This window comes from Empedobacter sp. UBA7248, from assembly GCF_002472945.1.
GTDB lineage: Bacteria > Bacteroidota > Bacteroidia > Flavobacteriales > Weeksellaceae > Empedobacter > Empedobacter falsenii_C.
Map to the genome: position 1 here is coordinate 219,959 of NZ_DKSU01000016.1, position 14,854 is coordinate 234,812.

The following is a 14,854-nucleotide window of genomic DNA, read 5'->3' on the forward strand; positions in this document are numbered from 1 at the left end:
TTTACAGAAGAATTTTTCTGTTATGAAATGGACTTTTATCGCTTTTATTACATTGATTACGCTTTATAGTTGCGAAGATAAATCTACGCCAACCATTTATCCAAGCAAGATTGGAGTTGATTCTGCGTACAAAGATTTGGTAAAAAAAGATAAGCCAACAACAGAAGATGTAATGAAAGAGGAAGTCGTGAAAACAACTTCACATCAGAAAAAGGTTACTGCAAAACCTCAACAAAAAATTGTGTCTAACATAGATAAAATTATTCCGTTAAGTGCTAATAATACTACCGAAAATCTTGAAGTAAGTTATGCTAAAGCTAAAGCAGAACCTACTAAAATAGCAGGACAAACAAATACGTTTACCTTTAATGCAGATTCTGCTAAAAAAGTTTGGATCAAAATTTCTGCTCAAGATTCTACAGCAAATATCCGAATTAATCACATCAAAGGCCCTGTGGATTCTATAAAAGGTGGACCTTTTGGTAAAGAAACCATCTTCGAATTGCCTGCGCGTGGCGTGTATCAATTCTCGATTTCGGAAAAACCAACAAACCCAAAACCATACGCTGGGAAATATAAAGTGGAATTGAAATTATTGTGGAAATAAATTTCTATTTGTAGTAGATTTTGTAATTCAAAGCATAATTACCAAATAATTCTTGTTTACGAAACCCTGAATTTCGATTATCATTGTAATGAACAAAAACATCTGATTTTTTCGATGTATTTATCAAATCAAAATAGCCATTTCCTTCGGGACAAAAAGGATTTTCGTAAGACGTTTCTAAACCAATAAAATAGTTTTTGGCTTCAGAAGGTTTAAGTTTTAAATGAATAGGAAAAATATATTTTCCTTGATAATCTTTGTCTACTTCAAACCATTTTTCGTCGATTAAACTTTGTTTATCCTCAATTGATTTTAAAATTATCGGTTTGAAATAATAATATTCATTGCAATAATTTTTCTTCTTCACTTTTGATTCGAACAAAATTTCGATTGCTACAATTTCAATTTCTTTCTCGTTTGGAAGCAATAGATTCGAAAATATTTTGAGTCCAAAACTTGTGTTGTCCGTTAATCTTTCAACTTTCTTGAACTTTGGACGAAATTGTTTGTAGTTTGAATAATTCATAACCTCAACTTGATTGAGATTAATCGTATCCAATTTTTGAGCAAAACTCATCACTGAAAGTAAAAAGAGAATTAGGAATTTCATAAAGTAAATATATTGTTTTTTGTCAAGTTGAACTCGTTTCAGCTTCTCATACTTAATGTGATCCTGAAATAAATTCAGGATGACTTTTGAATTCATTTTTCGTCGGAATGACATTTTTTCGATTGTCATTTTGAGTCTGTCGAAGAATATATTCGTCTAACTTCTCGATACATTTGAAAAATTCTAACGAATATTTCAAATACTCGAAGTGACAAATCATAATTCTTTTTTTCGTCAGCTAGAGTGATTCTGTTAAGAATCGTATCGAGAACTAAGACGAAAAATCAATCCATAAAAAAAACCCAAATCCAATGATTCAGGCCTTTTTTTCTTATAATTATTCGATTAAATCAAGTTCAAAACTTGTTCTAAATCTTCTAATAAATCATCTATATCTTCGATACCAACAGACAAACGAATTAAATCATCTGTAATACCAATTTCAGCACGTTTCTCAGCAGGAATAGACGCATGTGTCATCGTAGCTGGGTGATTTGCTAATGATTCAACACCACCTAAAGACTCAGCCAAAGTGAAAACTTTTAAGTTTTCTAAAATTTTGAAAGCATCTTCTTTCTTCCCAGAAGTCAACGTAAACGTTACCATTCCTCCGAAATCTTTCATTTGTTTTTTCGCAATTTCGTGTTGTGGATGATTTTCTAAACCTGGATAATACGTGTGCGCAACTTTTGGATGAGCCTCTAAAAATTGTGCGATCTTCATTCCGTTTGAACAGTGACGATCCATACGAACAGCCAAAGTTTTGATTCCACGTAAAACTAAGTAAGAATCTTGTGGTCCTAAAATTCCTCCTGTTGCAAATAAATTGAAGTGAACATCAGTTGCCAATTGCTCCGAATTAACCACAATTGCTCCAGCAACTAAATCTGAGTGACCTCCTAAATATTTCGTAGCCGAATGCATTACGATATCTGCTCCCAACTCAATTGGACGTTGTAAATATGGTGAAGCAAATGTATTATCAACAGCAACTAAAATATCTGCTTTTTTTGATTTTACAGCATCATTTACAGCTTTAATATCAACCACTTTCATCAATGGATTTGTAGGCGTTTCAACCCAAACCATTTTTGTGTTTTCATTGATTAAAGCTACAACAGCCTCAACATTTGTCATGTCTACAAAATGGAATTTCAAACCAAATTTTTCATAAACACGTGTAAACAAACGGTAAGAACCTCCGTATAAATCGTCCATCGCGATGATTTCATCACCAGGTTTGAACAATTTTAATACACCATCGATTGCAGCTAAGCCAGAACCAAATGCAAAACCTGCAACTCCACCTTCGATAGATGCTAATGCATTTTCTAAAGCTGTTCTTGTTGGATTTGCGCCACGAGAATACTCGTATCCTTTGTAATCTCCTGGTGATCTTTGCGCGAATGTTGATGTTTGGTAAATTGGAGTCATTACGGCTCCAGTAGAAGGGTCGTGTTGTTGACCTCCGTGTATAGTTTTTGTATTGAATTTCATTGTGAATGCTTTTAACTATAGCAAATATATGGAGTTTTATTTATTCTTTGTTTTAAAGATTTGTTAGAATTTATTTAGGGTGATTTTTAGATTCAATTAGAACATTCTCCACTACATAAATATTAAAAATAGAAGGTCTAACTTTTATAATTGCATTATTTTCTGTCAAACTAACTTTTTCAAGCTTTTGGTATAAATTTTCATCTAAATCTATTGTCTCTTCTTTTCCTTTAAAATTAACTTTCAGCTTATAATAATCTCCACTTCTTCTATATCTTCCTTTTTTGATTTTTTATTCTTTCTTCCCATTAACTAAACAATTCATGTAAAACTTGAAGTGATTTTGGCTTCTTGAAATTATTAGTATGAATTTGATAATACTTCACTAGAATTTCGAGTAAGAGAGAACGTTGTGATTGATTGAATGTATTTTTTGAATCTTCGGAAAAGTGTAATTCTAACAATTTTTTGAACAAAACAGTTTCATCTGCTTTCAACATATTGATAGATGAATTCGAATTGGTAAAAAATCCATTTTCTAAATCGAATAGATTTCCGTCAATTTCTAAATTTGGATAAAAACCAAGAAAATGAGATAATTGAATCAAAAAAATCAAATGAAAATCTGCAAAATCGTCTTTCTTTTGATCAAATTCTTTTAGCGAATGTTCGATGTAAAAATATAATTCAGGATTATCTGATTCTTCTTTTAAAACTAAGTTCAAAATCTCAGCTAAGAAAAAAACAATAGCCGATTTGATTGGATGAAAATGCAATGATTCGTAATAATGCGACGTCTGAGCTGATTTTAAGAAAACCAATTGTTGTTCATTTGATTTCGGTTGAAAGCTCAAATCTATTTCTGCTAGCGGAAAATACAACGAAGTATTTCGCTTTTTTTTGGAGAAAACTCCTTTTGCTATAAATGATTTTAAGCCAAAATCTTGTGTATAACAACGAATAATTAAACTCGTGTCACCATATTTTAAGCTCGAAAGTACAATGGCTTTGGTTTCTAAAATTTTCATTAACGGACAACTGCAATTTTCAATGTTTTGGTTTCTGTACCATCTGCATTTGTCATCAAAACTAAGTAAATTCCAGAAGCTACAGGCTTTCCTTTTGCATTATTTGTATTCCATTCTACAATTCCTCCTTCGGCTTTTTTCTCAAAAAGTAAATTTCCAACAATATCTGTAATCTTAACCAACGCACGATTTGGAAGATTTTTTATCGTAACATTCCCTTTATATTCTGTTCGATAAGGATTTGGATACGCAATTGCATTGTTAAAATTATTCGCTTCTGTCGACACATCTCTATTATATGAAACCACACCTTTTTCCGTTGCAAAATATACTTTACCTGTAGATTCGTCTATGGAAACATCGTATACAATATCCGAAGGTAAAGGTGAATTTTTAGATGTAAAATGCAATTTTGTCGACTCTCCACTATCCGAAACATAATAAGCTCCTGCCCCATTTGTAGCAATCCATTTATTGTTTGCATTATCCACTTTTATCGCATAAATCCCAACATCTGTTAACAAAGCTTCTGGAATTCCATCTTGAATGATTACAATTGGTTCGGCTGTAAGGTTTTTGTTATCTATTGCCGATTCTATTCCATACGTCACTGCTAAACCTTGTCCTGTACCAATCCATAAATTACCAGACTTATCTAAAGCAGCTGACCAAACATCATTACTTGGTAAAGTTTGTTCCCCACTTCTCAAAATACTTCCAACAGTTTCGTTACTACCTTTTCTCAAAACAGCTACGCCTCCTAAACGAGCTTGAGGAATATAAATATATTTATTATCAATAATTGGAGATAAAGCATTTGAAGAATTCTGATTTGTCCTTTGTTCTGACATCCAGCTTCCTGATGCATTTCTAACAGAAATTGAATTTACATTATCTTTTAACAAAGAATAGTTTGGTGTTCCACTTGCCATACAAGCGGCATCACAATACCAGCTTTCAGATAAATAAAAATTTCCTAAGTCATCAAAATTTCCTCCTCCAAAACGATAAATTTGAGGTAATGGGCTTGTGATATGATTTGGTTTTATTTTATTGGATGAAAATTCAAAAATACCAATTTGAGTACCTCCCCAACCTGTTACTTCTGCATAAGGAATTACCATAAAATGTGAATCATTTGTGGGGTCTACAGCAATTTTTATAATATCTTTTGCTCCATTAAGGTCTTTGTCAGAGCTATAGTGTGTCCAATTCTTTGTATCATAATATGAAAAACCATCTGCATTAAAAGTTAAATTATTAAAAGATTCCATTCCTCCAGGAGCAATCCAAACTTTACCTTTCGACGTAGAAACTGAAAATGATTTATTACTATACGGACCTTGTGGATAAAATTCTTTATGATTAGATAAATTAATAATTCCATGATTTACAGATCCTCCAAAATAAATATTGTTAATAAAAATTCCAGAATTGAAATTTATTTCATTTCCATCTTCATCAATTATAGGATAATCTAGTCCATTCAAAATAGAAACTTGATTGTTTTGAGTAACAATTAATTGTCCGTTAGACGATTTTAATTCTTCTATTAAATTATATGTTGTTGAAAATCCATTTAGAGTTTTCAATTCATTGTTTACCGAATAATAAATCTCATTTTCAAATAATTCTATATTGGTAACATTTTGATTAAATGTTGGCTGCATCCAAGAATTAATATTTGGATTATTTAATTTCTTTGAAGTTAATTCACTTGAATAAATTCCGTTTGAAGTTGCGATATATAGTTTATTATTCAAAATTGCTGCATCATTTACAACAGCTGTATTTGTACGTGTTGTTTCTTTAAATTCTTCCTCTTTTAGATCATAAGAAACAATTCCAAAAGCACCAGAAATAAACGCAATTCCATCGTTTATAAAAATATGATTGACTTTTTTATCTCCTGAAAAACCATTCCATTTGATATCCAAAACCATTGTCGATTCTCCAGATTTCAATAAATCTAAACCTCCATTTTCATAACCAACTAAAAACGAATCAGAATCTTTGTCATAAGCCATTGCTGAAACCCCAACATTGTTCAAAAAATTGGTTTTATTTAGCTTAATCCAATCACTTGTTGAGTTTTGAGGATTGAACAAGAAAATTCCGTTTTCAGTTCCACAATAAATCACACCATTTACTTCTTCCAACAATTTCACATTATTGTAAGAAAAAAGATCAGTCCAACGCACTTTATCATTTTGAGCGTTTAAACTTGTGAAAATCATGGTGATGAAAATGAACAGTTTTGTCTTCATAATGCACAAAAATACTGTAATTTATAACAAAATAACTTGCTAAAAATTGTATTGCTTGTTACAATAAATCATAAAATTTGCCTGGAAGTGTCGAAATTATTTGCTTTAATTCCAAATCTAATAAGGTTGGCATCAATTCGTAGGATTTCAAATTTAAGTCAAAAGACATTTTATCAATGTGTTGTTTTCCGTTGGTTTTGAGATAATTTACAATTAAATTTTCATCATCAGAAAACTCAATAAACAAATCTATTTGTTTTGGTTTCTTCTTCGAATTGAAATTAAAATAATCAATAATATCTTTCGAATTTTCGACTAAATAAGCTTGATGAGATTTTATCAAATAATTGCACCCAATACTCAACGTATCCGTTGATTTTCCTGGTAAAGCAAATACTTCTCGATTATATTCATTTGCAAACTTTGCGGTCACCAAACTTCCTCCTTTAAAAGCCGATTCTACGACAATTGTAATATCTGACAATCCTGCAATAATCCGATTTCGTTGCAAAAAAGCTTCGGGAACGACCGCTTTAAAACTTGGCTGTTCTGTAATCCAACCGCCTTTTTGTAACATCTCAACAGCAACTTTTTTATGAGATGCAGGATAAATTCGTTCAAAACTTGTTCCCATTACCGACCACGTTGCAACATTATTTTTGAGCGCATTTGTATGCGCTTCGATATCGCAACCATACGCTAATCCGCTTACAATCGTCACATCAAAATCTGCTAAACCTTCGATTAATTCAGTAATAAAATTTCGTCCATAATTAGTCATTTTTCGCGTACCAACAATCGAAATCTTTTTGTTATTGAATTGATTAAATTCTAAATTTCCTTTACAAAAAATCACCAAAGGTGCATCAATACATTCTTTTAACAATTGTGGATAAACCTCATCATAAAAAGTTAAAATATTGATTTGATTATTTTTACAATATTCTATTTCGTTAAAAGCTAAATCTAACCATTTTTTATTTCCAAAATCTTTGCTTATTTGCTGTCCAATTCCCGAAATTTGCATCAAATCTTTTGGTTTACAATTCCAAGCAGCCTCTGCCGAACCAAAAAATTGAATAATTTTTCGTGCTGTGATATCGCCAATTCCTTTCTGAAAAGAAAGTGCTAAAATATATGGTAAATCGGTTTGCATTTTGTTAAATTATTAATATTAAACCAACTAAGCAGAATTTTAAGTATTTATTTTTTGCTAAATCTAAAAAAAATGTTAATTTCGTAGTATGAGGTTAGAAGAGCATATTAGTCAATTATTATTTCAGCACGATTGTGTAATCGTTCCAAACTTTGGTGCGTTTATCTCAAACACTGCTAATGTGGCGTTTGACGAGCAAACAAACACATTTATTCCACCAAGAAAAGAGCTTTCTTTCAATACAACTTTAACAAAAAGTGATGGTGTTTTGGTGAATAAAATTGTAGAAGATGAGCCAATGTCTTTTGAAAATGCGCAAACATTTTTGAATGAACAAGTTTATTTTTGGCAAGAACATTTGAAAAATGGAAAAGTTTTAACCTTACAAAATATCGGATCATTACAATTTAATGACGCTGGAAAAATTGACTTCAAACCAGAAAATGCTCAAAATTATTTCATCGCCGCTTACGGTCTTTCAAATTTACAAGCCAATTACATTTTAGATTCGTCTAAAACTAAAACCTCTAACAAACACATGTCAAAATTTTTAGCCGCAGCCTCATTAATTCCCATTATTGTTGGTGGCTTCCTATATTTTAATACGCCGCAACCCGTGCAAGAATTCGTAACGGAGCAATGGAGCGGTTTGGTTTTGCCAATGATTGGTAAAGATGACGCAACCAAAACTGAAAAACCTACAGTGCAATACGATGTGTATAATATGCCACAAACGATTGCTGAACCTTCTTTGGTTGAATATCAAATCGCCGAAACCGTAACGAAAACAGATACAATTGAAACGCCTAAAAAAGTTGAAATTACAGTTGTAAAGGAAACGAAACTGAATGAAACTGAAAAGGAGATTACGGCAATTGTAAAGGAAAAACCTTCGACAAAAGAAGTTGTAAAAACAGAAACAAAAAAATTAACGAAAGTTGAAGCTCCTAAAACAGCTGAAAAGAAAGTTGAGGACAAAAAAGAAATTGCACCTAAAACAACTGCAAAATCTAGCAATAAAAAATATCAAGTAATTGCGGCTTCGTTAAAACGTCAAGAAGATGCTGATCGTTTGGTTGGAGAATTGAAAAAACAAGGTTACAAAGATGCTGGAGTTTCTTATGTAAAAGGTCGCTATTATTATGTTACATATAGCAGCTTCAATAACATAGAAGATGCGCAAAAATATATGAATGATGTAAATAAAAAGTCTCCTGGAACTTGGGTTAGAACTGAAAATTAATTCATCATTTTAATACAATATAAATCGAAATAAGCTGCCCAAAAGGCAGCTTATTTCTTTGTTAGAATGAATATGAAAACTACTTCCAGCCTCCGCCTAAACTTTTGTAAATAGCGACAACTGTACTTAATTGTTTTTCTTTTGTTTCGATTAATTCCATTTTTGCATCCAATAAATCACGTTGAGTTGTTAACACTTCTAAATAATCTGCACGATTATTTTTGAACAACTGATTCGCAATATCAATAGATTCTACAAGTGCTTTCGCTTGTTTGTCTTTGTAAGAATAACTTTGTTCTAAATTATTAATCTTCGACATTTGATTTGACACTTCTAAATAAGCATTTAAAATTGTTTTATCATATTCGTACAACGCTTGTATTTGATGAGCATTTGCAGTATTGAACTCCGCTTTTATCGCACTTTTATTAATTAACGGCGCTGCTAATTCTCCAGCCAATGAATACAAAATAGACTCTGGCATTTTTACCAAATAAGATGGTTTGAAGGCATTTAGTCCTAAAGCCGCAGAAATATTAAGCGACGGATAAAACTCTGCACGAGCTACTTTTACATCCAATGCAGAAGCTTTCAATTCTAGTTCTGCTTGCTTGATATCAGGACGATTTGATAATAATTCAGACGGAATTCCTGCATGCATTGTTTGCGGAATCAAATCCATAAATGACGAACCATCACGTTTTATCGTTTGCGGATATCTACCCAATAATGCATTAATTCTATTCTCAGTTTCTGTGATATCTTGTTTAATATTAAACTCTTCACTTTCTGATTTTAATAGCTCTGCTTCAAATTTTTTCACCGCTAATTCAGTTTCACGAGCAGCTTCTTTCTGAATTTTCACCACACGTAGTGATTCTTTTTGCAACTCAATATTTCGATGAATTAAATCTAATTGACTATCCAAAGACAATAATTCATAATAAGACGAAGCGATTTCAGAAATTAAATTTGTCAAAACAAAATTCTTTCCTTCCACCGTTGATAAATAGCGAGCAATCGAAGCATCTTTCGAATTACGTAATTTTTTCCAAATATCAACTTCCCAATCAGCGCTCAACCCAATCGCATAATCCATCAAAGGATCAGGCATTTCTTTCCCAGGTTTTATCTCAGTCGAAGCGTCACCTGCACCTTGACTTGTGTAACGACCAACTTTCTCCACGCCAACTCCAGCAGTTGCAGCTACGGTAGGAGATAATTTTCCGTTTTTGTACAACACTTCATTTTTAGAAATCTCAATTTCTTGAAGTGTGATCATCAATTCTTGGTTATTTTTTAACGCTTCTTCAATCAAAACAACCAAATTTGGATCAGTAAAAAATTGTTTCCAAGGCGTTAGTCCAGAACTTGGTGCATCATCATTTTGCACATTTTGATAAGCTTCTGGAATTTTTGGTGCTTGATGATTTTCTATCTCTTTACTTACCGCAGGAGCTTTACAGCTCCAAATCATTGTTCCAAAAAGACTTATTGTAATTATATTTTTTAAACTATTTTTATTCATCTTCCGTAATTTCTTCTGTTAAAGGATTCTCATCTTCGTATTTCACCAATTGCATTTTATCCGCCAAGGCGCCAAACGCAACATATAAACCGGGCACAATAAACAACCCGAAAATAGTTCCGAACAACATTCCGCCCGCAGCAGCAGTACCAATTGTTCTATTTCCTACTGCTCCTGGACCAGAAGCAATAACCAACGGAATAAGACCTGCAATAAACGCAAATGATGTCATCAAAATTGGACGGAAACGAACTCCTGCACCTTCAATCGCTGATTTTACAATTGATAAACCTTCGTTATGTTTCTGCACAGCAAACTCAATAATCAACACCGCATTTTTACCGAGAAGTCCAATCAACATTACCATTGCTACTTGTGCATAAATGTTGTTTTCTAATCCTAATAATTTCAAGAAGAAAAATGCTCCGAAAATCCCTGTTGGTAATGAAATGATAACTGGTAAAGGCAAAATGAAACTTTCGTATTGTGCTGATAAAATCATGTAAACGAAAATTAAACAGATAGCGAAAATAATCACCGCTTCATTTCCACGAGAAACCTCATCTTTCGAAATTCCTGCCCAATCAATTCCAAAACCACGAGGCAATGTATTTTTAGCAACTTCATTAATCGCTGCAATCGCTTGTCCACTACTATAACCTGGCGCTGGCGTACCACTAATTTCTGCTGCATTGTACATATTGTGACGCGTAATTTCTGATAATCCATACACTTTTTCAATTTTCATGAAAGCTGAATATGGAACCATTTCACCTTGATCATTTTTAACATACAATTTCAATAAATCCTCTGGTAATGCACGATATTCTGGCGAAGCTTGCACCATCACTTTATAAGGTCGGTCAAATTTGATGAAACTTGTTTCGTAATTAGAACCAACTAATGTTGATAAATTATCCATCGCATTTTCGATAGAAACTCCTTTTTGTTCGGCAATATCATTGTCAATTTTCAAGACATATTGAGGAAACGAAGCACTATAAAATGTAAATACAGAACTCAATTCTGGACGACGAGTTAATTCTTTTACAAAATCACGGCTCACTTCTTCCATTTTATGATAATCTCCACTACCTGCTTTATCCAACAATCTCAACTCGAAACCTCCTGCAGCACCATATCCTGGAACAGATGGTGGTTGAAAATATTCGATATTTGCACCATTAATATTCCCAGCTTTTTCTTCTAATTCTTTGATGATTTCTTCAGCAGATTTAGAACGTTCGTCCCAACTTTTCAAGTTAATCAAACAAGTTCCAGAGTTTGCCCCTGTTCCTTCTGTCAAAATCTCATAACCAGCCAATGACGAAACTGATGAAACGCCATCAATTCCTTCTGCTATTTTTTGTAATTTTTGAGAAACTTCATTCGTTCTTTCTAACGTAGAACCTGGAGGTGTTTGAATAATCGCATAAAACATTCCTTGATCTTCGTTTGGAATAAATCCAGAAGGCAAACTATTATTCAAGAAGAAAACTCCAGCACAAAATGCTAATAAAATTCCGAATGTAACAGTGCGTTTGTTAACTGTTTTGGTTAAAACTTTTTCATATTTAAAAGAACCTTTGTTGAATAAATTATTAAACTTCAACAAAAATTTATTTAACATCGTTTTCTTTCTTGGTTGATCATGATTATTTTTCAAAATCATTGCACACAAAGCTGGTGTAAGCGTTAAGGCTACAATCCCTGATAAAATAATTGATGTCGCCATCGTAATCGAAAATTGACGATAAAAAATACCAACAGGTCCAGACATAAACGCAACTGGAATAAACACAGCTGCCATTACAAATGTAATTGCGATAATTGCTCCACTAATTTCGCGCATCGCTTCTTCCGTCGCTCGTAAAGGCGAGAGATTTTTCTCTTCCATCTTGGCGTGAACAGCTTCTATTACCACAATCGCATCATCGACGACGACTCCAATCGCCATAACTAAAGCAAAAAGGGAAATCAAGTTTAATGTAATTCCAAAGAAACTCATCAACGCAAAAGTTCCGACCAAAGAAACAGGAACCGCTAACGCAGGAATCAATGTAGAACGCCAGTCACCTAAAAATAAAAACACCACGATACCAACTAAAACGAAAGCTTCAAAAAGTGTGTGTACCACTTTTTCCATCGAAGCATCTAAGAATTTAGAAACATCATATGAAATCTCGTAATCCATTCCTTTTGGCAAATTATTCTCTTTCAAATCTGCCATCAACGCTTTGATGTTTTTGATGACTTCACTCGCATTACTTCCGTACGATTGTTTTATCACAATTGCGGCAGAAGGTTTTCCGTTCAGTGTTGAGTAAATATCATACATCGAACTTCCGAATTCTATATTAGCAACATCTTTTAAACGCAATATTTCTCCATCAGGATTTGCTCTTAAAATGATATTTCCATATTGTTCTTTTGTGTTATATCGACCTGAATATTTTAACACATATTCGAATGTTTCTGAACGTTTTCCTGAACTTTCTCCAGTTTTCCCAGGCGAAGCTTCAATACTTTGTTCATCCAATGCTTTCATAACATCATCCGCAGAAATATTATACGCTTGCATACGATCTGGTTTCAACCATACACGCATCGCATATTCTCTGTTTCCTACAATATCTGCATCTCCAACCCCATTAATACGTTTTAACTCAGATAAAATATTGATATCTGCATAATTATATAAAAATTGTTGATCAGCTTTTGGATCATTACTGTACAAGTTAATGTACATCAACATGTTTGATTCTTCGCGTGTGATTTTTACACCTTCGCGAACTACCAAAGGCGGAAGTTTATTTACAACCGAAGAAACACGGTTTTGCACATTTACAGCTGCAATATTGGGATCAGTTCCTAAATCAAAAATCACTTGAATAGACGCTTCACCATCATTCCCAGCATCAGATGTAATATATTTCATTCCAGGAACACCATTTAGTGCTCGTTCTAATGGAATTACAACCGACTTGATCAATAATTCATTATTCGCACCGGGATATTCCGCTGTAATATTCACCTTTGGAGGCGAAATTGATGGGAATTGCGTTACAGGTAATTTGACTAATGATAGAATTCCTAAGAAAACTATAATCAACGAAATGACAATCGAAAGAACGGGTCTTCGAATAAATTTATCAAACATAACTTTGAATTTTTTAGATTAGTTTGATTTTAATTTTAACGATGAAAGAACTTTTCTTGGCGCAATAAATTTCGTTTTGATTTTATCATCATCTTTCACTTTCTGAACACCTTCTAACAAAATATTATCTTTCTCCGAAAGTCCGCTTTCTACCACATAAACATCAGGCATTTCTAAACCAATCGTGATATTTCTCGATTTCACAACACCATTTTTATCGACTACAAAAACATAGGTTTTATCTTGAATTTCGTAAGTTGCTTTTTGTGGAATTAATAAAGCATCATGTAACGGAACTGTCATTTTTACTTTTCCTGTTTCACCATTTCTCAACAAATGATTTGGATTTGCAAAACGCGCACGAAACGCAATATTTCCTGTTTCGTTGTTAAATTCTCCTTCTATCGTTTCTACCAAACCTTTTTCTGGTAAAGGTTTATTATTCGCCATAATCAACGAAACTTGTTTACTCGCTCTATCTTGAATATTTGTTTGATAATCTAAATATTCAGGCTCAGAAACGTTGAAATAAGCAAACATTGATGAGTTATCAGACAAATTTGTTAATAACATTCCTTCATCAATCAAGCTTCCCAATTTCATGGGAATTCTATCAATAACACCAGAAAATGGTGCACGAATGTCTGTAAATGATAAATGTAATTGAGCCAATTGCATTTCTGCTTTCGATTTTTCTAATCGTGCTTGCGCAATAGCTTTTTCGTTCTTAGAAACGACATTATTATCAGCCAAAGTTGCTGAATTTTGCAACTCAATTTGTGCCTCTTTTACCTCAGCTTTCGATTTTAAATATTCGGCTTGATACATCGAAGGCATAATGCGAAACAACAATTGACCAGCTTGTACATGTTGACCTTCATCCACAAAAACTTTTTGTAAATATCCTTTTTCTTGCGCACGAATTTCGATGTTTCGTACCGACTGAATTTGGGCAACATAATCCTTATCTACAATCGTATCCATTTTGATTGGTGTTGTGATTGGATAATCTTTCATTTCTTCTTTTTCCTGTTTTTTTGATGAACAACTTGTTGTCAACAATACAGTACTCAGAGCAACAAATAATGCGACTCTTTTCATAATTCTTCTAACTATTAAATGTAAAATTTGATTAAATGGATTTCTTGGCAGAAGTAGTTTTACCAAAAAATATTACACACAAAAATTGGCTAACATTCAGCTATTCATGAACTGAACACTAATTTTTGGTGTATTTTAAAAATTTAAGAAATCAATCAAATTCTGATTGTACGTAACAAAATGTACTTACAACTCGAAAATTTGATGGTTTTATTGTAGAAGATGTGTTTCTTTCTTAAACCTTGAATTATAAAGTTTAAAACCAGAACGACACTTAATAGTTTGATACAAGTTTCTAAGTCGATTTTGTTTGATGTCTGAAAATCATCATCAATCGTTTCGATACTTGGATTAAATTCTTGAAATTGATTTGAATTTGAAGTTTTAGAAAATTTAGTTTCAACAATTTTACTTGCGTGATAAATATGTGTATTATCGTTAACAACCGTCTGTGAAGTTAAATTTCCTTGAAAATGTTGAGTACCCGCAAACACTTTAGTTTCCGCAAAAAATAGCAGAAATAAAGCAGATAGCAAGTATGTGATAAACATTTTCATAATTCTGTTCAAATGTAAGACTTGAAATAATACAATAATCTATATTAACATTTTTTAACTATAAAATTTTATTAATTCAATAAAAAACTCAATTACAAAC

General features: G+C 32.6%; 12 protein-coding genes. 2 read left to right on the forward strand and 10 right to left on the reverse strand.

Annotated features, from left to right (window positions below):
* Positions 1 to 22: 22 nt before the first annotated feature.
* The gene (locus tag B4A23_RS15550) at positions 23 to 607 is read left to right on the forward strand and encodes a hypothetical protein (protein ID WP_291121272.1); all 585 of its coding nucleotides are present in this window, start codon (positions 23 to 25) and stop codon (positions 605 to 607) included.
* A 4-nt stretch (positions 608 to 611) separates the two neighbouring features.
* Here B4A23_RS15550 and B4A23_RS15555 read toward each other — a convergent pair whose 3' ends face one another.
* The 6 genes from B4A23_RS15555 to dprA all read right to left on the reverse strand — a co-directional run bounded on the left by B4A23_RS15555 (position 612) and on the right by dprA (position 7,165).
* On the reverse strand, positions 612 to 1,217 hold the full coding sequence (locus tag B4A23_RS15555) for a hypothetical protein (protein ID WP_291121274.1): 606 nt from the start codon (positions 1,215 to 1,217) through the stop codon (positions 612 to 614).
* 52 nt (positions 1,218 to 1,269) lie between these two features.
* Positions 1,270 to 1,437 carry a hypothetical protein gene (locus tag B4A23_RS15560; RefSeq protein WP_291121276.1) on the reverse strand — a complete coding sequence of 56 codons (168 nt, stop codon included), beginning with the start codon at positions 1,435 to 1,437 and terminating at the stop codon, positions 1,270 to 1,272.
* Positions 1,438 to 1,562: 125 nt separating this feature from the next.
* Complete coding sequence (locus B4A23_RS15565; RefSeq protein ID WP_291121278.1) at positions 1,563 to 2,714, reverse strand: cystathionine gamma-synthase; 1,152 nt, start codon at positions 2,712 to 2,714, stop codon at positions 1,563 to 1,565.
* Positions 2,715 to 3,022: 308 nt separating this feature from the next.
* Entirely contained in the window at positions 3,023 to 3,742 is a 720-nt protein-coding gene (gene recO / locus B4A23_RS15570) for a DNA repair protein RecO (RefSeq protein WP_038336765.1), read from the reverse strand.
* Positions 3,742 to 6,009, reverse strand: a complete 2,268-nt coding sequence (locus B4A23_RS15575; RefSeq protein ID WP_291121280.1) for a two-component regulator propeller domain-containing protein — start codon at positions 6,007 to 6,009, stop codon at positions 3,742 to 3,744. Before B4A23_RS15575 ends, recO begins: the two co-directional genes overlap by 1 nt.
* Before the next feature lie 58 nt (positions 6,010 to 6,067).
* Positions 6,068 to 7,165 (reverse strand): DNA-processing protein DprA, encoded by a 1,098-nt coding sequence (gene dprA, locus B4A23_RS15580; RefSeq protein WP_291121282.1) that lies wholly within the window; start codon positions 7,163 to 7,165, stop codon positions 6,068 to 6,070.
* A gap of 88 nt (positions 7,166 to 7,253) precedes the next feature.
* Between dprA and B4A23_RS15585 the strand changes: the two genes are divergently transcribed.
* Positions 7,254 to 8,408 carry an SPOR domain-containing protein gene (locus B4A23_RS15585; RefSeq protein ID WP_286512814.1) on the forward strand — a complete coding sequence of 385 codons (1,155 nt, stop codon included), beginning with the start codon at positions 7,254 to 7,256 and terminating at the stop codon, positions 8,406 to 8,408.
* A 79-nt stretch (positions 8,409 to 8,487) separates the two neighbouring features.
* Here the strand turns inward: B4A23_RS15585 and B4A23_RS15590 are convergent, their stop codons facing one another.
* The 4 genes from B4A23_RS15590 to B4A23_RS15605 all read right to left on the reverse strand — a co-directional run bounded on the left by B4A23_RS15590 (position 8,488) and on the right by B4A23_RS15605 (position 14,754).
* Positions 8,488 to 9,936 carry a TolC family protein gene (locus tag B4A23_RS15590; protein WP_291121284.1) on the reverse strand — a complete coding sequence of 483 codons (1,449 nt, stop codon included), beginning with the start codon at positions 9,934 to 9,936 and terminating at the stop codon, positions 8,488 to 8,490.
* Entirely contained in the window at positions 9,929 to 13,096 is a 3,168-nt protein-coding gene (locus tag B4A23_RS15595) for an efflux RND transporter permease subunit (protein ID WP_291121286.1), read from the reverse strand. Before B4A23_RS15595 ends, B4A23_RS15590 begins: the two co-directional genes overlap by 8 nt.
* 18 nt (positions 13,097 to 13,114) lie before the next feature.
* Positions 13,115 to 14,197, reverse strand: coding sequence for an efflux RND transporter periplasmic adaptor subunit (locus tag B4A23_RS15600; protein WP_291121288.1), 1,083 nt, complete (start codon positions 14,195 to 14,197; stop codon positions 13,115 to 13,117).
* A 155-nt stretch (positions 14,198 to 14,352) separates the two neighbouring features.
* On the reverse strand, positions 14,353 to 14,754 hold the full coding sequence (locus B4A23_RS15605; protein WP_114998170.1) for a hypothetical protein: 402 nt from the start codon (positions 14,752 to 14,754) through the stop codon (positions 14,353 to 14,355).
* Positions 14,755 to 14,854: the final 100 nt, after the last annotated feature.